Source organism: Pseudomonas fluorescens, assembly GCF_902497775.2.
Taxonomy (GTDB): domain Bacteria; phylum Pseudomonadota; class Gammaproteobacteria; order Pseudomonadales; family Pseudomonadaceae; genus Aquipseudomonas; species Aquipseudomonas putida_F.
This window is the reverse complement of sequence record NZ_OZ024668.1, coordinates 5,945,578-5,966,768: the sequence shown is the minus strand read 5'-3', so window position 1 is coordinate 5,966,768 and position 21,191 is coordinate 5,945,578. Positions and strand designations below refer to the sequence as shown.

The following is a 21,191-nucleotide window of genomic DNA, read 5'->3' as shown; positions in this document are numbered from 1 at the left end:
CGCTTATTGCAATAAAACTGTCGCACAGGTCAAAAAGCCCGAAAACAAAGGGGGGAGACCTGCCGGCCTCCCCCTCTATAAATAGCTACACCTATTAAATAGCTACACCAGCAGGCGATTACTCGGCCTTGAGGGTAATCCGGGCAAATGCCTTCTTGCCCGCCTGGCACACATGGGTCGCGCCAAGTGCAAACATGAAGTCACGATCAACCACCGCACCGTCGACTTTCACGGCGCCGCCATTGAGCAGATCCCGCGCCATCGCCGAGTTCTTCACCAGGCCCGCCCGGTTCAACACGGCAGCGATCGGCAAGCCTTCAGCCGCAGCAACCTCGACATCAGGCAGGTCCTCCGGCAACTCGCCCTCTTTCATACGGTTACCTGCCGCGCGGTGAGCATTGGCGGCAGCCTCCTCACCATGGAAGCGCGCAACGATCTCTTCGGCCAGCTTGATCTTGATGTCACGCGGGTTCGCGCCATTGGCGACATCGGCACGGAACTGCTCGATCTCTTCCATGGAACGGAAGCTCAGCAACTCGAAGTAACGCCACATCAAGGTGTCAGGAATCGACACGAGCTTGCTGTACATCACCCCAGGAGCTTCCTGGATGCCGACATAATTGCCCAGGGACTTGGACATTTTCTTCACGCCGTCGAGCCCTTCGAGCAGCGGCATGGTCACGATGTTCTGTGCTTCCTGGCCGTAGGCACGTTGCAGTTCGCGCCCCATCAGCAGGTTGAATTTCTGGTCGGTACCGCCGAGCTCGACGTCGCACTTCAGCGCCACCGAGTCATAGCCCTGCACCAACGGGTAAAGGAATTCATGGATCGCGATCGGTTGGCTGGTGGTGTAGCGCTTGTCGAAGTCGTCGCGCTCGAGCATGCGCGCCACGGTGTACTGCGACGCCAGGCGAATGAAATCGGCCGGGGTGAGCTTGTCCATCCAGGTGGAGTTGAACGCGACTTCGGTCTTGGCCGGGTCGAGAATCTTGAACACCTGCTGTTTATAGGTCTCGGCGTTATCCAGCACCTGCTCGCGAGTCAGCGGCGGACGGGTGGCGCTCTTGCCGCTCGGGTCACCGATCATGCCAGTGAAATCGCCGATCAGGAAGATCACCTGGTGACCCAGGTCCTGGAACTGGCGCAGCTTGTTGATCAGGACGGTATGCCCCAGGTGCAGGTCAGGCGCAGTCGGGTCAAAACCCGCCTTGATCCGCAGCGGTTGCCCGCGCTTGAGCTTCTCGACCAACTCGGACTCGACCAGTACCTCTTCCGCTCCACGCTTGATCAGCGCTAGCTGCTCTTCAACCGACTTCATAACAGACCCGTAAGGCTCAGATTCAAAGGGACCCAACCATACAAGATCAGCCATCAAATACAAGTTTTTGCCCCGAGTGTGACCTCGAAGCCGACTGATGACGTCTGCGCGCTTGCGCTGAAGGGGATTTGGTTATATTTTATACAGTTATTTCATCTTCATCATGTCATTCATCTTTTCCACTTCATCTATTTCAAAGTCAATTCATCTATGACCAACGAACCGCCTAAAGCGCCCCCGCTTTATCCGAAGAGCCACCTGTTGGCCGCCAGCGGCATCGCCGCCTTACTCAGCCTGGCCTTGCTGGTGTTCCCATCCAGCGAGGTTGAAGCCAAGAAAACCACCCTGAACCTGGAGCTGGAAAGCCCGGCAGAGCAACTCAAGCAGGAACAGGACACCCCACTTACCCAGAACACTGACGCCGCGCCCTCACCCTTTGCACAGATCGACAACAGCGCTGCTGCAACCGAGGAAACCGCCAAGGCCGAGCCCGCTCCTGCCGCAGCCGCAGCCGCAGCCACGCCAGCCAGCAAGGACCCAAGCCATCGCGAAGTCACCGTGAGCCGTGGCGATACCCTGTCGACCCTGTTCGCCAAGGTCGGCCTGCCGTCCACTGCCGTGCATGAAGTGCTGGCCAGTAACAAGCAGGCCAAGCAGTTCAGCCAGCTCAAGCACGGCCAGGTACTGCAGATCGAACTCGACAAGGACGGCCAACTGGCCAGCCTGCACAGCAAACTCAGCGACCTGGAAACCATTCGCCTGACCAAGAGCGCAAACGGTTACGCGTTCAACCGTGAAATCAGCAAGCCGGTGATGCGTTCGGCCTATGTTCACGGCGTCATCAAGAGTTCGTTGTCGGCCTCGGCTCAACGTGCCGGCCTGAATCACAACCTGACCATGGATATGGCGCGCATCTTCGGTTACGACATCGACTTCGCCCAGGATATCCGCCAGGGCGACGAGTTCGACGTGATCTACGAACAGAAGGTCATGAACGGCAAGGTCGTCGGCACCGGCAATATCCTCTCCGCCCGCTTTACCAACCGCGGCAAGAGCTTCACCGCGGTGCGCTATACCAACAAACAAGGCAACACCAACTACTACACGGCCGACGGCAACAGCATGCGCAAGGCGTTCATCCGTACTCCGGTTGACTTCGCCCGTATCAGCTCGCGCTTCTCGGCAGGCCGCAAGCACCCGATTCTGAACAAGATCCGCGCGCACAAAGGCGTCGACTACGCGGCACCGCGTGGCACACCGATCAAGGCCGCCGGTGATGGCAAGGTTCTGCTGGCAGGCCGCCGCGGCGGTTACGGCAATACCGTGATCATCCAGCACGGCAACCGCTACCAGACCCTGTACGGGCACATGCAGGGCTTCGCCAAGGGCGTGAAGACCGGCGGTACCGTCAAGCAAGGGCAGATCATCGGCTACATCGGCACCACCGGCCTGTCCACTGGCCCGCACCTGCACTACGAGTTCCAGGTCAACGGCGTACACGTCGACCCGCTCGGGCAGAAGCTGCCGATGGCTGACCCGATCGCCAAGGCCGAGCGCCAGCGCTTCCTGCAGCAGAGCCAGCCACTGGTCGCCCGCATGGACCAGGAAAAGGCCACCCTGCTCGCCTCGAGCAAGCGCTAAGCAATGCCGCTCTATCTGGGTGTGATGTCCGGGACCAGCCTCGATGGCCTGGACATCGCCTTGATCGAACAGCAGCAGCACCTCAAGCTGCTCGCCACCCATTACATCCCCATGCCCGCCAACCTGCGCCAGGACCTGCTCGACCTGTGCGCCAGCGGGCCTGACGAGATCGCCCGCGCGGCCCTGGCCGAGAACCAGTGGGTGCAGCTTGCCGCCGAAGGTATCCAGCACCTGCTGGCCGCCCACGACCTCAAGCCTGAGGCCATTCGCGCGATCGGCAGCCACGGCCAGACCATTCGCCACGAACCGGCGCGCGGCTTTACCGTACAAATCGGCAACCCGGCGCTGCTAGCCGAGCTCAGCGGTATCAGTGTCGTCAGTGACTTCCGCCGCCGTGATGTTGCTGCCGGCGGCCAGGGTGCGCCACTGGTACCGGCCTTCCACGAAGCGCTGTTCGCCCACCAGGGCCAACGTCTGGCCGTGCTTAATGTCGGTGGTTTCAGCAATCTGAGCCTGATCGAACAGGACAAGCCGGTCAGTGGCTTCGACTGCGGGCCGGGTAACGTGCTGCTCGACGCCTGGATTCAGCAGAAACAGGGGCACAGCTATGACGCCAATGGCGCCTGGGCTGGCACCGGCCAGGTCATTCCCGACCTGCTCGCCTCGCTGCTAAGCGACCCGTTCTTCGCCGGTACCGGCCCGAAAAGCACCGGCCGCGAAGTGTTCAACCTGCCTTGGCTTAACCAGCATCTGGCATCTCAACCAAGCGTTCGGGATGAAGATGTGCAGGCCACGCTGCTGGAATTGACCGCCCGCAGCATCGTCAGCTCGTTGCAAGCGGCGCAGGAAGATACCCAGGCTGTGCTGGTCTGCGGTGGCGGCGCCCACAACAGCGTGCTGATGCAGCGCCTGGCAGCCCTGCTGCCCAATGCCCGGGTCAGCAGCACTGCCGCTTGCGGGATCGACCCAGACTGGGTTGAAGCCATGGCCTTCGCCTGGCTGGCCCACTGCTGCCTGGAACACATCCCCGCCAACCGCCCCAGCGTCACGGCTGCCCGTGGCCTGCGGGTACTGGGCGCGATCTACCCGGCATAAACCGCAGGTAGCAAAACGCCGCGCATCGGCGCGGCGTTTGCGGTACTGCCCTTGCGATCAGATCGAGAACGAAGAACCGCAACCACAGGTCGTGGTGGCGTTTGGGTTCTTGATGACGAAACGCGAGCCTTCCAGGCCTTCCTGGTAATCCACTTCGGCTCCTGCCAGGTATTGGAAACTCATTGGATCGACGACCAGAGCCACGCCTTCGCGCTCGACGATGGTGTCGTCTTCGGCAACGTCTTCATCGAAAGTGAAACCGTACTGAAAACCCGAGCAACCGCCGCCGGTCACGAAAACTCGCAACTTCAGGCGATCATTGCCTTCTTCATCGACCAGGGTCTTCACCTTGTGCGCTGCACCCTCAGTGAACTGCAATGCCACAGGGGTGAAGGATTCGACGCTCATGCTGACTATCTCCCGGCGCTATGCCGCCATAATGCGTGATGACGCGCATTATCCGCTTCTCCGAGAAAAGCGGTCAACAATACAAAAGCTGCAAGCGGCTAGCCGCAAGCTATAAACGGACTGCGCCCGGCGCCAACTTGCAGCTTCAAGCACGCCGGTTAGGGCAGCAAGCCCGCATGGGAAAGCCCCATGCGCTCGTCCAGGCCAAAGAGGATGTTGAGGTTCTGTACCGCCTGCCCCGACGCGCCCTTGACTAGGTTGTCGATCACCGACAGTACCACCACCAGGTCGCCGCCTTGCGGGCGGTGCACGGCAATCCGGCAGACGTTGGCGCCACGCACGCTACGGGTTTCCGGGTGGCTGCCCGCCGGCATTACGTCGACGAACGGTTCATCGGCATAGCGCTTCTCGAACAGCGCCTGCAGATCGACCGAGGTATCGGCGACGGTAGCGTAGAGGGTCGAATGTATACCGCGAATCATCGGCGTCAGGTGCGGCACGAAAGTCAGCCCGACCTCACCCCCCGCAGCCCGGCGCAGGCCCTGGGTAATTTCCGGCAGGTGACGGTGCCCTTTGACCGCATAAGCCTTCATGCTCTCGCCCGCCTCACAGAACAGCGAACCCACCGCCGCACCACGACCGGCGCCACTGACACCGGACTTGCAGTCGGCGATCAGGCGCGAGGCGTCGGCGATCCCGGCCTCGAGCAGCGGCAGGAAGCCCAGTTGGGTGGCGGTAGGGTAGCAACCCGGTACGGCGATCAGGCGAGCCTGGCGAATCTGCTCGCGATTGACTTCAGGCAGGCCGTAGACCGCATCTTTGAGCAGCTCCGGTGCGCCGTGCGGCTGGCCGTACCACTTGGCCCATTCATCGGCGTCCTGCAGGCGGAAGTCGGCGGACAGGTCGATGACCTTGGTGCCAGCGGCCAGCAGCTCGCCCGCCAGGGCATGGGCGACACCGTGCGGGGTGGCGAAGAACACCACGTCGCAGGCGGCCAGGGCCTTCACGTCCGGTACGCTGAAGGCCAGGCCGTCGTAATGGCCGCGCAGGTTCGGGTACATATCGGCGACCGCCAGGCCAGCTTCGGAACGCGAAGTGATCACCGCCACCTCGGCCTGTGGATGCTGTGCCAACAGACGCAGCAATTCGACCCCGGTGTAACCCGTGCCGCCAACGATACCGACCTTGACCATAACGCATGCCCCTTATCAACGAACCAACAGGAAAGCCCACGATAATAGGGGCGCTGAAACACGCCCACAACTGTTGCGATGGCTCGCAGGGCCCCTAGCCTCTACTATCTGACGACCGTGAACCCTGAAGGAACTCAACCCCATGCTTTTTCTCTGGATCAAAGCGCTGCATATCGTCAGCGTGGTCTGCTGGTTCGCCGGCCTGTTCTACTTGCCGCGTCTGTTCGTCTACCACGCGCAAAGCCAGGACAGCATCAGCCAGGAACGCTTCGTGATCATGGAGCGCAAGCTGTACCGCGGCATCATGCTGCCAGCAATGATCGCCACACTGGTCTTCGGTATCTGGTTGCTGAGCCTGACCCCGGGCTTCATGAGCCAGGGCTGGATGCACGCCAAGCTCACCCTGGTGGTGCTGCTGATCGGTTACCACCACATGTGCGGCGCGCAGCTCAAGCGCTTCGCTCGCGGCGAGAACAAGCGCAGCCACGTGTTCTACCGCTGGTTCAATGAAGTACCGGTACTGGTCCTGCTGGCCGTGGTAATTCTGGTGGTGGTCAAACCGTTCTAACCTAAGCCCATACTCAGCCTCGGGAAACCTGCCATGTCATTGCCTGCCCTGCTCGAACAACGCTTGCGTCTTCCGGTCGTAGCGGCGCCGATGTTTCTGATCTCCAACCCGCAACTGGTGCTGGCCTGCTGTGCCAATGGCGTGGTTGGCAGTTTCCCGGCACTGAACCAGCGCGACAGTGCCGGCTTCAAGGCCTGGCTGGAGGAGATCGAAACCGGCCTGGCGGCCCTCGACAAGCCTGCGCCCTATGCGGTCAACCTGATCGTGCACCAGAGCAACCCGCGCCTGCAGGCGGACCTGGCGCTGTGCGTCGAGCACCGGGTACCGATCGTCATCACCAGCCTCGGGGCGGTGAAGGAGCTGGTCGATACCGTACACCGCTATGGCGGCCTGGTGTTCCACGATGTAACCACCCGCCGGCATGCCGAGAAAGCCGCCGAAGCCGGCGTCGACGGCTTGATTGCCGTGGCGGCGGGCGCCGGTGGCCACGCCGGGACCTGGAGCCCGTTCGCCCTGGTCGCTGAAATTCGCCAATTCTTCGACAAGACGTTACTGCTGGCAGGCTGCATCAACCGTGGCCAGGAAATCCTCGCCGCACAGCTGCTCGGCGCCGACCTCGCCTACCTGGGCACACGCTTTATCGCCACCCACGAGAGCCAGGCGCCGGGCCCCTACAAAGAAATGATGCTTGAAGCCAAGGCAGCCGATATCATCCACACCGCTGCGGTTTCCGGAGTGCCTGCCAGCTTCATGCGCCAGAGCCTGGAAAACGCCGGTTTCGACATGGCCGCCCTGCGCATCCACACCGAGACCAAGCTCAAACCCATTCACGACGAGGCCAAGGCCTGGAAGACCGTCTGGTCTGCCGGACAAGGTGTCGGTGCCATCGACCAGCTGTGCTCGGTCGAGCAACTGATCACCCGCCTGGATGCCGAGTACCGCCAGGCCCTCGCCTCGGCAGCAACCCTGAGCCGCCACTGGCCGGGCTGATTTACGCTTTATCACGGCAAAGGAAGCCTGCATGAATGACACCCTGATTCTCGCCAACTCGAGCAAACCCAAGGTCATGAGCCTGGAAGGGCGAATTGGCCGCGTGCGGCTGCTGGCATGGGGTATGGCTTTGTTCGCCGCGACCATGGGCGGCATCATGCTGGTGGCCATGCTGTCCAGTTCAGTATCGATGGACCTGGGCGGCCTGGTGATGATCGGCCTGTTGTCCGCGCGGATTTTGAGCATGCTGTTCATCGTCCAGCGCCTGCACGACCTGAACTGGAGCGGCTGGTTCTGCTGGCTGTCGGTACTGCCATGGGTCGGCAACTTCCTCCTTCTGGTGCTGGTGCTGATGCCCGGCACGCGAGGCAGCAACCGCTTCGGGCCACCGCCGGCGCCCAATAACAACGCCGTGGTGATCCTGGCCTGGCTGTGGCTGGTATTGCTTGCCGGGGTTGCTTACCTGGCCGCAATCAGACCCGGTATCTAAGCACGCGACTGGTAGCAGCACTCCGGTCGCCGCACCTGTAAACTGCGCACTTTGGCCACCCTTCCCGACTGGAGAACTGCATGACCCGTTACGCCATGATCACCGGTGCCTCCAGCGGCTTGGGCCTGGCACTGGCCGAGGCGCTGGCACGTCGGGGACGCAATCTGATCCTGGTGGCACGCCAGCGCGACCCGCTGGAAAGCATCGCCATCGAGCTGACCCAGCGCTTTGGCGTCGAAGTGCTGTTTCGCGCCTGCGATTTGGGCGAACCCTTGCGCCTGTCGGGTTTCTTGCTGGAACTGGAAGAAAGCGAGCGCCACATCGACCTGCTGGTCAACTGCGCCGGCATTCGCTCCTATGGGCATTTCCTGGCCCAGGAGTGGAGCGACGAGCAGGACCTGATCGAGGTCAACATTCTTGCCCTGACCCGTCTTTGCCATGCCTTGGGTAATGCCATGGCGGTCCAGGGTGGCGGGCAGATCCTCAACGTCGCGTCCCTCGCCGCTTTCGCCCCCGGGCCGTGGATGAGCAGCTATGCGGCGAGCAAGGCGTATGTACTGCACTTTTCCGAAGGCCTGCGCGAAGAACTCAAACGCACCGGCATCAAAGTCTCGGTGCTCTGCCCCGGCCCTGTGCGTTCGCCGCTGCGGCAGATCCCGCGCCTGGAGAAAGGCCAGCGCTGCCTGAGCCCCGAGGAGGTAGCGCTGTACACCGTGCGCGCTCTGGACAAGAACCGCGCCCTGATCATCCCCGGCCGCCGCAACCGTTGGCTGGCCTTCAGCCCGCGCCTGTTGTCACGCTGGCTGGCCCGCAAGCTGGCTGGCGCCATCAACCAGGCCTATTGCCCCCGCTAGTTGCACAGGGCTGGGCGCAAGCGCCTGGCCTGCGTACACTCAAGTCCGATTCCCCTCATGGAGCAACCGTAGTGGAAACTCTGTTTACCAAGATCATCAACCGGGAAATCCCGGCCAAGATCATCTACGAGGACGACCAGGTTCTGGCCTTCCACGATATCGCCCCGCAGGCACCGGTACATTTTCTGGTCATCCCGAAAAAGCCGATCCGCACCCTCAACGACCTGACCGAAGAAGACAAGGGCCTGGCCGGGCACATCCTCTTCACCGCCCAGCGTCTGGCCAAGGAGCTGGGCTGCGAAGACGGCTTTCGCGTGGTCATGAACTGCAATGAGCAAGGTGGGCAGACCGTCTACCACATTCATATGCACGTGCTTGGCCAGCGTCAGATGCACTGGCCACCGGGCTGATCCAGGGCAAGCCCCGACATCGCGATTGGGGTAAACTGTCGGGCACATTCTTGCGGAGGTGCCCGATGGCTACCGAACGTCACTATTCCCCGCTCGACCGCTTGTTGCTGCAGGCCGACACCGCCATGCGCACCTTGCTGCCCTTCAGCGGCCAACCTTCCCGGCCTTCGCCTGCGATCATCCAGCCGGACGTCACCCTGGACGAAACGCAAACCCGCCATGTGGCCGGGCTCATGCGCATCAACCATACTGGTGAAGTCTGCGCCCAGGCGCTGTATCAGGGCCAGGCACTGACTGCCAAGCTGCCCCAGGTACGCAAGGCCATGGAACACGCCGCCGAAGAAGAGATCGACCACCTGGCCTGGTGCGAGCAGCGTATTCGCCAGCTCGGTAGCCACCCCAGCGTGCTCAACCCGCTGTTCTATGGCATGTCCTTCGGCATCGGCGCCCTCGCCGGCCTGGTCAGCGACAAGGTCAGCCTGGGTTTTGTCGCCGCCACCGAGCATCAGGTGTGCAAACATCTGGACGAGCACCTGGAGCAGATTCCGGCCGAGGATGAAAAGTCCCGGGCGATTCTCGAGCAGATGCGCGTCGACGAAGAGCAACATGCCGAATCAGCCCTGGATGCGGGTGGCTTCCGCTTCCCGGCGCCAGTCAAATTCGGCATGAGCCTCATGGCCAAGGTCATGACCAAAAGCACTTATCGTATCTAGGACCGCCGATGACAGAACGCTTCGATGCCAAGGACCTGGCCCGCGCAGTCAGCGCCGGCGTTCTGAACCCGGGCCAGGACCAGGCCCTGCTTGAGTTTCTCAAGCGCCAGCCGCAAACCCAGGCCAGTTTTCAGCTGGCCCATGTGGCCTTCTATTTCGGCGCCCTGCTGATAATGGCCGCCATGGGCTGGCTGCTCAGTGAAGCCTGGATGCGCATCGGTGATACAGCCCTGCTGCTGGTGGCGCTGGTGTATATCGGCGCGCTGACCTTGGGTGGTTTATTGATGCAACGCCGCGGACAAATCATCCCCGCGGGCGTACTTGCCGCGGTGGCGGTGAGCATCGTGCCGCTGGCGGTGTTCGCCGTGGAGCGCATCACCGGTTTCTGGCCGCTGGACGATGCCCAGGGCAATTACCACAACTACTACACCTACGTGCAGGGCGGCTGGCTACTGATGGAAGCGGCGACGGTACTCGCCGGTTTGCTGATGCTGCGCCTGATCCCATTCCCGTTCATCGTCATGCCGATCGCTGTGGCCTTGTGGTTCATGTCCATGGACCTGAGCGAATGGTTCTACGGCAAGGCCTTCGACTGGAATCAGCGGCGTACGGTGTCACTGTGGTTTGGCCTGGCGACATTGCTGGTGTGCCTGGTGATAGACGGTCGCACCCGCCAGGACTATGCCTTCTGGGGGTATCTGGCCGGATTGCTGGCCTTCTGGCTCGGTTTGCCGCTGCTCGATACTGACAGTGAATGGGACAAAACCCTGTACTGCCTGATCAACCTCGGCCTGATGGGGATTGCGCTGCTGCTGCGCCGGCCACTGTTCATGGTCTTTGGCGGCATGGGCGTGGCGATGTACTTGGGCTATCTGTCTCACGAGGTGTTTGCCGAATCGCTGCTGTTCCCGGTGGTACTGACCCTGATCGGCCTGGGTGTGATTGGCTTGGGCTTGCTGTATCAAAAACACCGCGAGACCTTGAGCAGTCGTTTGCAGGCGCGCTTGCCGGCAAGCTTGCTGAACCTGCTGCCGGGGCTGCGCCACTGATGATCCGACTATTTTGCCTGCGCCTGCTGCAAAGCCTGGGGCTGATCCTGGTGGCTTACCTGTTCGTCTGCCTGATGAGCGCCAGCATGAGAGAGATGCCTTTCAGCCTGACGCTGCCGGAAATATCCCAACCTGATAACAACAGCGCTGTCGAGCTGCTGTTGTTTGCATTGCCCGGGCAACTGCTGTTTTTGCTCGCCGGCTGTTTTATCCACAAGCAACGCCTGCTCAGCGGGGGCTTTGTGCTGTTCGCTGCGCTGACGGCCTTGCTGCAGTGCCTGCTATTTGCCGATGCCTTTGGCAATACCTGGAGCACAGCAGAAATTTTCGGCCTGCTGGGCTTTAACCTGCACTGGTTGTTGCTGGCGCTGGTTCCAGGCCTGGCCTGGCTAATTGGACTGGAGCGCCTGCGCGCTTAGCCCGCTCCTGCAGGAGCGGGCTTGCTAACCCTCAACCGAGTTCGACGATCTCGTAGCTGTGAGTGATCTCGACACCGGCCCGGCCGAGCATGATCGAGGCTGAGCAATACTTCTCTGCCGACAGCTCGACCGCACGCTTGACCTGGGCTTCTTTCAGGCCACGGCCCTTGACCACGAAGTTCAGGTGAATCTTGGTGAACACCTTCGGGTCTTCACCGGCGCGCTCGGCTTCTAGGAACGCTTCGCAGCTCTCCACTGCCTGGCGGGATTTCTTCAGGATACTGACCACATCGAAGTTGCTGCAGCCACCCAGGCCCAGCAGCAGCATTTCCATGGGTCGCACACCCAGGTTGCGGCCACCGGCCTCGGGCGGGCCATCCATGACAACCACATGACCACTGCCCGATTCGCCCAGAAACATGGCTTCACCTGCCCACTGGATACGCGCCTTCATTACCTGGACTCCATTGCTTGAAAAAAGGCTGCCAGCTTAGACCCTGCGGGCCCGGTGGAAAAGCTCAAGCGCATGAGTAAATCTGCCGATAGAAGGACCAGCGTCTGATAAGCTGACGCCAAATCACTGGCGCTTATCGCCAGACTACCTATAAAAGTAATTGAAGCGTCGCCTCCTGACCGGGATCCAGCCATGGTTGCATCAGCCCTTCCAGCCAAGATCAAGAACATCGACAAGCTGCTGGTCCATTGCCAGCGCCGCCGCTATGCGGCCAAGAGCAACATCATCTGCGCCGGCGACAAGGCCGAAACCCTGTCGTTCATCATCAAGGGCTCGGTGACCATCCTCATTGAAGACGACGATGGCCATGAAATGATCATCGCCTACCTCAACAGCGGCGACTTTTTTGGTGAGCTGGGCCTGTTTGAACCGGCTGGCCAGGAACAGCAACGCAGCGCCTGGGTCCGGGCCAAGAGCGAATGTGAGGTTGCGGAAATCAGCTACGAGAAATTCCGCGAACTGGCACGCCACGACCCGGACATTCTCTACGCCCTGGGCAGTCAGATGGCCCAGCGCCTGCGCAATACCACGCGCAAGGTCGGCGACCTGGCATTCTTCGATGTCACCGGCCGGGTAGCGCGCTGCCTGCTGGAGCTGTGCAAGCAGCCAGATGCCATGACCCACCCCGACGGCATGCAGATCAAGATCACCCGCCAGGAGATCGGCCGGATCGTCGGTTGCTCGCGGGAGATGGTCGGCCGCGTCCTCAAGGATCTTGAAGAACGCAGCCTGGTACACGTCAAGGGCAAGACCATGGTGGTCTTCGGCACCCGTTAATCGCGGGCGATGCCCTTGATTACCTCGGCATAGGCCTGGCCAAGGCGCTCGAGCAGCGGCGCCTCGGGCACTACTTCGTGCAGGGCGATGTGGCTGTCAGCCAGGCAGCGCTGCTCCAGGTCGCAGCATTCGTTGAAACGGTTGACCGCCGCCACCATCGAATCGCGCTCGTTATCCAGCAACAACGCACCATGCACCAGCACCACCGGACGCTTGCCACCCAGGCCTTGGCGCCAGCGCTGGGCGGTGCCGACCAGTTTGCGGCCGTTAAGGTTGACGTTGTAGCGTCCATCACAGAACGCCCCTTCGATTTCCCCCACCGACGCCAGCCCACCCCATTCACGCAGCACGTCACACAACGGCAGGCACAGACGCTCGTAGGCGTTTTCGATACGGCCATGGTCGCCTTCGCTTTTCGGCGCGACGTATACCAGGGCGATATTGATCACCGCCGGCGACTGCGGTACCGGCTCACCCCCGGTTTCGCGCAGCAGCACCGGCCAGCCGGCAATCGCAAGTTCGGCGCAGGCAGCCTCGAAACCGTCCAGGCGGCTCATGCGTCGGGGCATGACCAAGGCGTGATCAGTCGGACGCCAGAACAACAGGCCATGATCCTTTTCACCTTTGCATACAGCCGCCAGCAGTTCCTGCTCGGCGTGCAACCCGGCTTCGACAGTGACATCAACCACGTGATCAGTCATCGCATTAACCTTGTAGAGACAAAAAAGCCGGCATCGCCGGCTTCAGAGTTGAATCAGTCCAGGCCTTGCACCGGGTTCTGCACCACGCGCTCCGGGAAGAACAGGCGCTGCAGCTCAAGCCCCGGGTGTTCGGCACGCATGAAGGCTTCACCGACCAGGAAGGAATACACCTCGTTGATTTCCATCAACTCGACGTCAGCGCGGTTGAGGATACCGCTCTCGGTGATGGCCAGGCGATCCCGCGGGATGCGCGGCAGCAGGTCGAGGGTGGTTTCCAGGCTGACTTCAAAGGTGTGCAGGTTGCGGTTGTTGACGCCCACCAGTGGCGTGTCGAGGGTCTTCAGCGCCCGCTCCAGCTCATCGCCGTCGTGCACTTCGACCAGCACGTCGAGGCCGACGCGCTTGGCGGTATCGGCAAGCTCGACCATCTTCACGTCATCCAGTGCTGCAACGATCAGCAGGACACAATCAGCGCCCAGGGCCCGGGCTTCGACAATCTGGTAAGGATCGATCATGAAGTCCTTGCGGATCACCGGCAGCTTGCAAGCGGCCCGCGCGTGTTGCAGATAGATATCGCTGCCCTGGAAGTAGTCGACATCGGTCAGCACCGACAGGCAGGTCGCCCCGCCTTTCTCGTAGCTGACGGCGATGTCGGCCGGAATGAAGTTTTCGCGGATCACACCCTTGCTTGGCGAGGCTTTCTTGATCTCGGCAATGACTGCCGGCTGCTTGCGCTTGGCCTGTTCGATCAGGGCCTTGGCAAAACCACGCGGGGCGTCGGCGACTGCGGCCATGCGCTCCAGCTCAGCCAGGCTGACCCGGGCGCTGCGCTCGGCGACTTCCTCGACCTTGCGGGCAAGGATCTTTTCCAGAACCGTCGGCACACTCATCCTTCATTCTCCTGCTTGAATACCGCGGTAAAGGCACCGAGTTCTTCGAGTTTTTCCCGGGCAAGACCGGTGTGCAATGCGTCATGCGCAAGTTCCACGCCTTGCTTGAGGCTCATGGCGTGATCGGCGGCGTACAGTGCGGCGCCGGCGTTGAGCACGATCATTTCCGCGGCCTTCTGGCCGTTCTCGGTCTTGCGCCGGCCCAAGGCATCGCGGATCAGCTCCAGCGACTTGGCCGGGCTTTCCACGGCCAGGCCGTGCAGGCTCTGGCTTTTCATGCCGAGGTCTTCGGGTTCGACCCAGTATTCGCAGATCTGGTCGTTTTTGAGTTCGGCAACGAAGGTTGGCGCGGCCAGACTGAATTCGTCCAGGCCGTCTTTCGAATGCACCACCAGCACATGCTTGCTGCCCAGGCGTTGCAGCACTTCTGCCAGTGGGCGACACAACGCCTGGTTGAACACGCCGACGACCTGGTGCTTGACCCCGGCCGGATTCGTAAGCGGGCCGAGCATATTGAACAGGGTCCGCAGGCCCAGGTCACGACGCGGGCCGGCGGCGTATTTCATCGCCTTATGGTGGGTCTGGGCAAACATGAAACCGATGCCGACGCTGTCGATGCAGCGTGCAACCTGCACCGGGGTCAGGTTCAGATAAATGCCGGCGGCTTCCAGCAGGTCGGCACTGCCGCTCTTGCCCGAGACCGCACGGTTACCGTGCTTGGCCACAGTGCAACCGGCCGCAGCGACGACAAAGGCCGAAGCAGTGGACACGTTGAAGATGTTGGCGCCATCGCCGCCGGTGCCGACCACGTCGACAACCTGGTCGAGGGTATTGAGCTCGACCTTGTCGGCCAGTTCACGCATTACCGACACCGCACCGACGATTTCGTCGATGCTCTCGCTCTTCATGCGTATGCCCATCAGGAAAGCGCCGATCTGCGCTTCAGTGCATTGGCCGGTCATGATTTCGCGCATCACGTCGCGCATTTCTTCGGTGCTCAAGTCCAGGTGGCCGACGATACGGCTCAGCGCGCTCTTGATATCCATGTTCGATCCTTAACGGCGGCCGCCGGTCTGCTTGAGGAAGTTGGCGAACAGCTCGTGGCCCTGCTCGGTGAGGATCGATTCGGGGTGAAACTGCACCCCTTCGATATTCAGCTCTTTATGACGCAGGCCCATGATCTCATCCACCGAGCCGTCTTCAAGGGCAGTCCAGGCAGTCAGTTCCAGGCAATCGGGCAAGGTTTCGCGCTTGACCACCAGCGAGTGATAGCGGGTGACGGTCAGCGGATTGTTAAGGCCGGCGAACACGCCCAGATCCTTATGGAAAACCGGGCTGGTCTTGCCATGCATCACCTGGCGGGCGCGCACTACATCACCGCCAAAGGCCTGGCCAATGGACTGGTGGCCCAGGCAAACGCCCAGGATTGGCAGCTTGCCAGCGAAATGCTTGATGGCCTCCAGCGATACACCGGCTTCGGTCGGCGTACACGGGCCGGGGGAAACGACGATGCGCTCGGGGTTCAGGGCTTCGATCTGGGCGATGGTCAGTTCGTCATTGCGAATGACCTTGACCTCTGCACCCAACTCGCCGAGGTACTGCACGACGTTGTAGGTAAAAGAGTCGTAGTTGTCGATCATCAGTAACATCTGGGTTCAACCTCTTGCATCTACTGACTTTGAATACATGCCTTTCGAAGATCCCCTGCGCGATGCAGCAGGTGCGAGTTTTCCTGTGCGCACCGGCACAGGCCAGTTGCAGCAGGTAAAGCGTTCAGAAAGGCAAAGCGGTACAGGGCCGGCTAACCGGCAAGAGATAAAGTCAGGCGCGCCAACGCCAACGGGCGTGGGCCTTGATAACGCGCATCAAGAGTTTGCTGACGATCAACACGGGGTAGGTCTCGTTCATACGTCCCCGCACAGTAGCCTACCGCAGCGGCGCACGCAATATGACCGAGGCATACCGAAACGCTTTAGCGATGGAAGACACGTGGATTGTTTTGCTAACGTCCTAAGGCGTCATCCAATAACAACAACGAAAAAGGATCTTTGCGATGTTGAACGCGCGCTCTCTGTTGCCCTGTGTATTCTCGCTGCTGGCCCTGGCCTGCTCCAGCGCCTATGCCGCCCCCTCCCCCTACTCCACCTTGATCGTCTTCGGCGATAGCCTTGCCGATGCCGGGCAGTTCCCGGACAGCAACGGTCCGGCAGGCTCCACCCAACGCTTTACCAACCGGGTCGGGCCGACCTATGGCAATGGCGAAGCCTTCGGTGCGGTGTCCCCCATGTTACTGGGCGCGCAACTGGGTATTGCCCCCGCCGACCTTGGCGCCTCCACTTCGCCGGTGAATGCCGCCCTTGGTCAAGCCGACGGTAACAACTGGGCAGTCGGTGGCTACCGCACCGATCAGATCCTTGATTCGATCACGGGGACTTCCGACGTGATCATCCCACCGGGCAATCCCGGTGCCGGCACCGTACTGCGCGAGCGCCCGGGCTATCTGGCCGGCGGACTGCGCGCCGACCCCAACGCGCTTTATTACCTGACCGGTGGCGGCAACGACTTTCTCCAGGGGCAGATCACCAGCCCGGCAACCGCTGCGGCCGCCGCCAATCGCCTGGCCGGCAGCGCCCAGGCCCTGCAACAGGGTGGCGCGCAGTACATCATGGTCTGGTTGCTGCCCGACCTGGGCCTGACCCCGGCAATCAACGGCACGCCGATGCAAGGCCCGGCCTCGCAGTTGAGCAGCATCTTCAACCAGCAGTTGGTCGGCCAACTGAGCCAGATCGACGCGCAAATCATTCCGCTCAACGTGCCACTGCTTCTGCAGGAAGCCCTGGCGGCCCCGGCGCAGTTCGGCCTGGCCACCGGTCAGAACCTGGTCGGTACCTGCTTCAGCGGTAACGGCTGTGTGCAGAATGCAACCTACGGCATCAACGGCGCCACGCCTGATCCGAGCAAGCTGTTGTTCAACGACTCGGTCCACCCCACCACTGCCGGGCAGGAACTGATCGCCGACTACGCGTTCTCGATCCTCTCCGCCCCCTGGGAGCTGACGCTGTTGCCAGAAATGGCCCACGCCAGCCTGCGCGCGCACCAGGATGAGCTGCGCAACCAGTGGCAAGGCAGTTGGCAGCCGGTTGGCCAATGGCAGGCTATCGTTGCCGCCGGTGGGCAGGATCTGGATATCGACAGCCAGCGCAGCGCGGCCAGCGCCGACGGACACGGCTACAACCTGACCCTGGGCGGCAGCTATCGCCTGGACGACGCCTGGCGTATTGGCGTGGCTACCGGCGCTTACCAGCAGAAGCTCGAAGCCGGCGAGCAAGACTCCGATTACAAGCTCGACAGCTATCTGGCCACAGCCTTCGTCCAGTTCCAGCAGAACCAGTGGTGGGCAGATGCGGCCTTGACCGGCGGGCACCTGAACTACAGCGACCTGAAACGTACCTTCGCCCTGGGCGTGAATGATCGCAGCGAGAAAGGTGATACCGACGGCGAGCTGTGGGCCTTCGCCGCGCGATTGGGTTATGACCTGGCGGCGCCCGGCAGCCAGTGGAGCCTGTCGCCCTTCGTCAGCGCCGATTATGCGAGGGTAAAAGTCGATGGCTATTCGGAGAAAGGCACCCAGGCTACCGCCTTGAGCTTCGACGATCAGGACCGAGAATCGCGGCGCCTGGGTCTGGGCCTGCAGGGCAAATACCAGGCTGGGCCAAGCACCTTGCTGTTCGCCGAAGTGGCTCACGAACACGAGCTCGAAGACGACCGCCAGGACCTGACCATCCACCTCAACAGCCTGCCGGGCAATGACTTCACCCTGACCGGCTACACACCACAGAGCAATCTGAACCGGGCGACCCTGGGCTTGAGCCAGAGCCTGGCACCGGGGCTGGCCCTGCGCGGCAGCTACAACTGGCGCAAGAGTGACGAGTTGACCCAACAAGGGATCAACCTGGCGTTAAGCCTGGAGTTCTAGGTAAGGGAAAACGGCGCCTGCCGAAAACAGGCGCCGTGGATCACGGCTCAGCTACGCGGCGTTTGCTCGGCCAGCGCCACCGCACGGAACATCGCCCGGCGCTTGTTGATGGTTTCTTCCCACTCAAGCGCGGGCACCGAGTCGGCAACAATGCCGCCACCCGCTTGCACATGCAGTTCACCGTCCTTGATCACTGCGGTACGGATGGCAATCGCGGTATCCATGTTGCCGTTCCAGGCAAAGTACCCCACCGCACCGCCGTAGACGCCACGCTTGACCGGCTCCAGCTCGTCGATGATTTCCATGGCGCGGATCTTCGGCGCTCCGGACAAAGTACCGGCTGGCAGGATGGCGCGCAGTGCATCCATGGCGCTCAAGCCCTGCTTCAACTCGCCAGTGACGTTGGACACGATGTGCATGACGTTGGAATAACGCTCGATTACCATTTTCTCAGTGACTTTGACCGAGCCGGTTTCCGACACCCGGCCGGCATCATTGCGGCCCAGGTCGATGAGCATCAGGTGCTCGGCGATTTCCTTGTCGTCCGACAGCAGGTCTTCTTCCAGCGCGCGATCCGCCTCTTCGGTGGCGCCGCGTGGGCGAGTACCGGCGATCGGGCGCACAGTGACCAGGTTGTCCTCGACCCGCACCAGCACTTCCGGCGAACTGCCCACGACATGGAAATCGCCGAAGTTGAAGAAGTACATGTACGGCGTCGGGTTGAAGCAGCGCAGTGCCCGGTACAGGTCGATCGGCGCAGCCTTGAAGTCGATGGACATGCGCTGCGACGGCACCACCTGCATGCAGTCGCCAGCGAGGATGTACTCCTTGATGGTATCGACCGCACGCTCGTAGTCGCTCTGGGTAAAGCTTGAGCGGAACGCCGGCTCTGCCGGCAGCGGGCCACCCAAATCCAGGCCGCGACGCGGGGCGATCGGCTGGCGCAACTGCTCGAGCAGGCCTTGCAGACGGGCCAGGCCGTTTTCGTAAGCCTCTTCTTCAGCCGGGTCGGCCAGCACGATTGCGTGCATCTTGCCGGCCAGGTTGTCGAACACCACCACAGCGTCAGACACCATCAGCAGGATGTCCGGCACGCCCAGCGGATCAGGGTTCGGGCACTTACCCAGGCGCCGCTCGACATAGCGCACGCAGTCATAACCGAAGTATCCGACCAGGCCGCCATTGAAGCGCGGCAGGCCGGCAATGGTCGGCACCTGGTAGCGCTCTTTGAAGGCTTCGACGAAGGCCAGCGGGTCTTCCACTTCGTGCTGTTCGATCAACTCACCGTCGTGGGTGATACGTACCTGGTGGTCATGCACACGCAATACGGTGCGGCACGGCAAACCGATGATCGAGTAACGCCCCCACTTCTCGCCGCCCTGCACCGATTCAAGCAGGTAGGAGTTGGGTTGATCAGCCAGTTTCAGGTAGATCGACAACGGCGTGTCGAAGTCGGCCAAGGTCTCGCAGGCCAGGGGAATGCGGTTGTAGCCGGCAGCGGCCAGGCGCAGGAATTCTTCGCGGGTCATGATAGCCTCGTGGCAAGCAGCAGATGGGTCAGGCAGGCAAACAGGCCGGCACGTGCCGGCGGATAGCAGTCAGGCGCGCCAACGCCAGCGGGCCAGGGCCTTGATGACTTTCATCCAGAGTTTGCCGATAACCGCCACGATGGAATCTCGATCTGAGGAGGGTTGAACGTCCGCCAACGTTATCCCAGTGGCTGGATCTAAGCAACCAGGCAACAGTGCGCGCAAGTCATCGATGACCAGGCACGGCGCCTCTTCGCTGATCGGCCGGCCATGGTTGTAGCCATAGGTCAGGCCGACGCATTTGACGCCGGCAGCCTTGGCCGCCAGTACGTCGCTGCGCGAGTCGCCGACGAACAACGCCTGCTCGGGGGCGACGCTGGCCATTTTCATCACGAACAACAAGGCGGCAGGATCGGGCTTTTTTTGCGGCAGGGTGTCGCCGCCGATGATCCAGCGGAAATAACGGCCGATCTTCATCTGATCGAGCAAGGGGGCAACGAAGCGCTCGGGCTTGTTGGTGATCAGGGCCATTTCCACGCCCTGCTTGTGCAACCACTTGAGGGTGTCGCGCACGCCGGGGTAGACCACCGTCAGTTCATGGCTTTCGGCGTAGGCCTGCATGAACAGCTCAAGGCCCCGCTCGGCTTCGTCGTCATCAACCGCTTCATGGTCGATGCCGCCGGCCAGGGCGCGACGCACCAGCACCGGCGCACCATTGCCGACCCAGTGGCGCACTGCCTCTAGGCCGGCAGGCTGGCGGCCCATTGCGAGCAGCATGTTATCCACCGCCACTGCCAGGTCCGGTACCGAATCGATCAGGGTACCGTCCAGATCAAACATCACCAGTTTGGGCAGAGCGCCGGGGAACAGCTGCTCGAAGCCACTCATGGGCGGGCCAGGGCCAGTTCGGCATGCATCTTGGCAATCACCTCACGGTAGTCCGGGGTGTTGAAGATCGCCGAACCGGCGACAAAGGTATCGGCACCGGCGGCCGCGATTTCACGGATGTTGCTGACGTTCACGCCGCCGTCGATTTCCAGACGGATATCACGACCGCTGGCATCGATCAGCGCGCGGGCTTCGCGCAGCTTGTCGAGGGTGCCGGGGATGAACTTCTGGCCACCGAAGCCCGGGTTGACGCTCATCAACAGGATCATGTCGACCTTGTCCATCACGTACTTGAGGGTGTCGAGCGGGGTCGCCGGGTTGAACACCAGGCCGGCCTTGCAACCGCCGTCGCGAATCAACTGTAGCGAACGATCGATGTGCAGGCTGGCTTCCGGATGGAAGGTAATGTAGCTGGCGCCCGCTTCGATGAAGTCACCGATGATGCGATCGACCGGGCTGACCATCAGGTGCACGTCGATCGGCGCGGTAATGCCGTACTTGCGCAGGGCGGTGCAGACCATCGGGCCGATGGTCAGGTTGGGCACGTAATGGTTGTCCATCACATCGAAGTGAACGATGTCGGCACCCGCGGCCAGGACGTTGTCGACTTCCTCGCCCAGACGGGCGAAGTCGGCAGAAAGAATCGAGGGGGCAATAGCGTAGGGCTGCATGGCGCACCTGTAGGCAGAATCACAGTGGCGCGCATTGTACCTCAGGGAAACGCTCAGGGGCTGACCGGTATCAAGGCGGTCGACGGGTGCTCATCGC

Annotated in this window: 23 protein-coding genes; 12 read left to right on the top strand and 11 right to left on the bottom strand. The window is 61.7% G+C overall.

Annotated features, from left to right (window positions below; genetic code table 11):
- Positions 1–118: 118 nt before the first annotated feature.
- Entirely contained in the window at positions 119–1,318 is a 1,200-nt protein-coding gene (tyrS, locus tag F8N82_RS27475; RefSeq protein WP_038998475.1) for a tyrosine--tRNA ligase, read from the bottom strand.
- Between the two features lie 210 nt (positions 1,319–1,528).
- On the opposite strand from tyrS, the gene F8N82_RS27470 reads away from it, so the two are divergent.
- Together F8N82_RS27470 and F8N82_RS27465 are read left to right on the top strand one after the other, a co-directional pair.
- Complete coding sequence (locus F8N82_RS27470) at positions 1,529–2,959, top strand: peptidoglycan DD-metalloendopeptidase family protein (protein ID WP_038998474.1); 1,431 nt, start codon at positions 1,529–1,531, stop codon at positions 2,957–2,959.
- Between the two features lie 3 nt (positions 2,960–2,962).
- Complete coding sequence (locus F8N82_RS27465; RefSeq protein ID WP_038998473.1) at positions 2,963–4,054, top strand: anhydro-N-acetylmuramic acid kinase; 1,092 nt, start codon at positions 2,963–2,965, stop codon at positions 4,052–4,054.
- 57 nt (positions 4,055–4,111) lie between these two features.
- On the opposite strand, the gene erpA is transcribed toward F8N82_RS27465, so the two are convergent.
- Entirely contained in the window at positions 4,112–4,462 is a 351-nt protein-coding gene (gene erpA, locus F8N82_RS27460) for an iron-sulfur cluster insertion protein ErpA (protein WP_010221479.1), read from the bottom strand.
- Between the two features lie 158 nt (positions 4,463–4,620).
- Positions 4,621–5,655, bottom strand: a complete 1,035-nt coding sequence (gene argC, locus F8N82_RS27455) for an N-acetyl-gamma-glutamyl-phosphate reductase (protein ID WP_038998472.1) — start codon at positions 5,653–5,655, stop codon at positions 4,621–4,623.
- A gap of 142 nt (positions 5,656–5,797) precedes the next feature.
- On the opposite strand from argC, the gene hemJ reads away from it, so the two are divergent.
- From hemJ to F8N82_RS27415, 8 genes are all read left to right on the top strand, one after another.
- Entirely contained in the window at positions 5,798–6,223 is a 426-nt protein-coding gene (gene hemJ, locus F8N82_RS27450; RefSeq protein ID WP_038998471.1) for a protoporphyrinogen oxidase HemJ, read from the top strand.
- Between the two features lie 33 nt (positions 6,224–6,256).
- On the top strand, positions 6,257–7,213 hold the full coding sequence (locus F8N82_RS27445; RefSeq protein ID WP_038998470.1) for an NAD(P)H-dependent flavin oxidoreductase: 957 nt from the start codon (positions 6,257–6,259) through the stop codon (positions 7,211–7,213).
- A gap of 31 nt (positions 7,214–7,244) precedes the next feature.
- Positions 7,245–7,703, top strand: coding sequence for a DUF805 domain-containing protein (locus tag F8N82_RS27440; protein WP_052251621.1), 459 nt, complete (start codon positions 7,245–7,247; stop codon positions 7,701–7,703).
- A gap of 80 nt (positions 7,704–7,783) precedes the next feature.
- The gene (locus F8N82_RS27435; RefSeq protein WP_038998469.1) at positions 7,784–8,557 is read left to right on the top strand and encodes an SDR family NAD(P)-dependent oxidoreductase; all 774 of its coding nucleotides are present in this window, start codon (positions 7,784–7,786) and stop codon (positions 8,555–8,557) included.
- A gap of 71 nt (positions 8,558–8,628) precedes the next feature.
- Positions 8,629–8,967, top strand: coding sequence for a histidine triad nucleotide-binding protein (locus F8N82_RS27430; RefSeq protein WP_038998468.1), 339 nt, complete (start codon positions 8,629–8,631; stop codon positions 8,965–8,967).
- A gap of 65 nt (positions 8,968–9,032) precedes the next feature.
- Complete coding sequence (gene coq7, locus F8N82_RS27425) at positions 9,033–9,680, top strand: 2-polyprenyl-3-methyl-6-methoxy-1,4-benzoquinone monooxygenase (protein WP_038998467.1); 648 nt, start codon at positions 9,033–9,035, stop codon at positions 9,678–9,680.
- Positions 9,681–9,688: 8 nt separating this feature from the next.
- On the top strand, positions 9,689–10,729 hold the full coding sequence (locus F8N82_RS27420) for a DUF2157 domain-containing protein (protein WP_038998466.1): 1,041 nt from the start codon (positions 9,689–9,691) through the stop codon (positions 10,727–10,729).
- Positions 10,729–11,148 (top strand): hypothetical protein, encoded by a 420-nt coding sequence (locus F8N82_RS27415; RefSeq protein WP_038998464.1) that lies wholly within the window; start codon positions 10,729–10,731, stop codon positions 11,146–11,148. The genes F8N82_RS27420 and F8N82_RS27415 overlap by 1 nt, the downstream gene beginning before the upstream one ends.
- A gap of 31 nt (positions 11,149–11,179) precedes the next feature.
- Here F8N82_RS27415 and F8N82_RS27410 read toward each other — a convergent pair whose 3' ends face one another.
- Entirely contained in the window at positions 11,180–11,602 is a 423-nt protein-coding gene (locus tag F8N82_RS27410; protein WP_038998463.1) for an OsmC family protein, read from the bottom strand.
- 192 nt (positions 11,603–11,794) lie between these two features.
- Here F8N82_RS27410 and crp point away from each other — a divergent pair, with 192 nt between their 5' ends.
- Positions 11,795–12,439 carry a cAMP-activated global transcriptional regulator CRP gene (crp, locus tag F8N82_RS27405; protein ID WP_038998462.1) on the top strand — a complete coding sequence of 215 codons (645 nt, stop codon included), beginning with the start codon at positions 11,795–11,797 and terminating at the stop codon, positions 12,437–12,439.
- Here crp and F8N82_RS27400 read toward each other — a convergent pair.
- Genes F8N82_RS27400 through F8N82_RS27385 form a run of 4 tightly spaced genes read right to left on the bottom strand, consistent with a single transcriptional unit; the run spans position 12,436 to position 15,679 of the window.
- Complete coding sequence (locus F8N82_RS27400; RefSeq protein ID WP_038998460.1) at positions 12,436–13,140, bottom strand: lipoate--protein ligase family protein; 705 nt, start codon at positions 13,138–13,140, stop codon at positions 12,436–12,438. The genes crp and F8N82_RS27400 overlap by 4 nt on opposite strands.
- Before the next feature lie 53 nt (positions 13,141–13,193).
- The gene (trpC, locus tag F8N82_RS27395) at positions 13,194–14,030 is read right to left on the bottom strand and encodes an indole-3-glycerol phosphate synthase TrpC (RefSeq protein WP_038998459.1); all 837 of its coding nucleotides are present in this window, start codon (positions 14,028–14,030) and stop codon (positions 13,194–13,196) included.
- Positions 14,027–15,076, bottom strand: a complete 1,050-nt coding sequence (gene trpD / locus F8N82_RS27390; protein WP_038998458.1) for an anthranilate phosphoribosyltransferase — start codon at positions 15,074–15,076, stop codon at positions 14,027–14,029. Before trpD ends, trpC begins: the two co-directional genes overlap by 4 nt.
- A gap of 9 nt (positions 15,077–15,085) precedes the next feature.
- On the bottom strand, positions 15,086–15,679 hold the full coding sequence (locus F8N82_RS27385) for an aminodeoxychorismate/anthranilate synthase component II (RefSeq protein ID WP_038998457.1): 594 nt from the start codon (positions 15,677–15,679) through the stop codon (positions 15,086–15,088).
- 404 nt (positions 15,680–16,083) lie between these two features.
- Between F8N82_RS27385 and estP the strand changes: the two genes are divergently transcribed.
- Positions 16,084–18,006, top strand: coding sequence for an esterase EstP (estP, locus tag F8N82_RS27380; protein WP_052251620.1), 1,923 nt, complete (start codon positions 16,084–16,086; stop codon positions 18,004–18,006).
- A gap of 47 nt (positions 18,007–18,053) precedes the next feature.
- On the opposite strand, the gene trpE is transcribed toward estP, so the two are convergent.
- The 3 genes from trpE to rpe all read right to left on the bottom strand — a co-directional run bounded on the left by trpE (position 18,054) and on the right by rpe (position 21,094).
- Positions 18,054–19,535: an anthranilate synthase component I gene (gene trpE, locus F8N82_RS27375; RefSeq protein ID WP_038998456.1), complete on the bottom strand. Its 1,482-nt coding sequence runs from the start codon at positions 19,533–19,535 to the stop codon at positions 18,054–18,056.
- Between the two features lie 69 nt (positions 19,536–19,604).
- A complete protein-coding gene (locus F8N82_RS27370) occupies positions 19,605–20,423 on the bottom strand; it encodes a phosphoglycolate phosphatase (protein WP_038998455.1) in 819 nt (272 codons plus the stop codon).
- The gene (gene rpe / locus F8N82_RS27365; protein WP_038998454.1) at positions 20,420–21,094 is read right to left on the bottom strand and encodes a ribulose-phosphate 3-epimerase; all 675 of its coding nucleotides are present in this window, start codon (positions 21,092–21,094) and stop codon (positions 20,420–20,422) included. The genes F8N82_RS27370 and rpe overlap by 4 nt, the downstream gene beginning before the upstream one ends.
- Between the last annotated feature and the right edge of the window lie 97 nt (positions 21,095–21,191).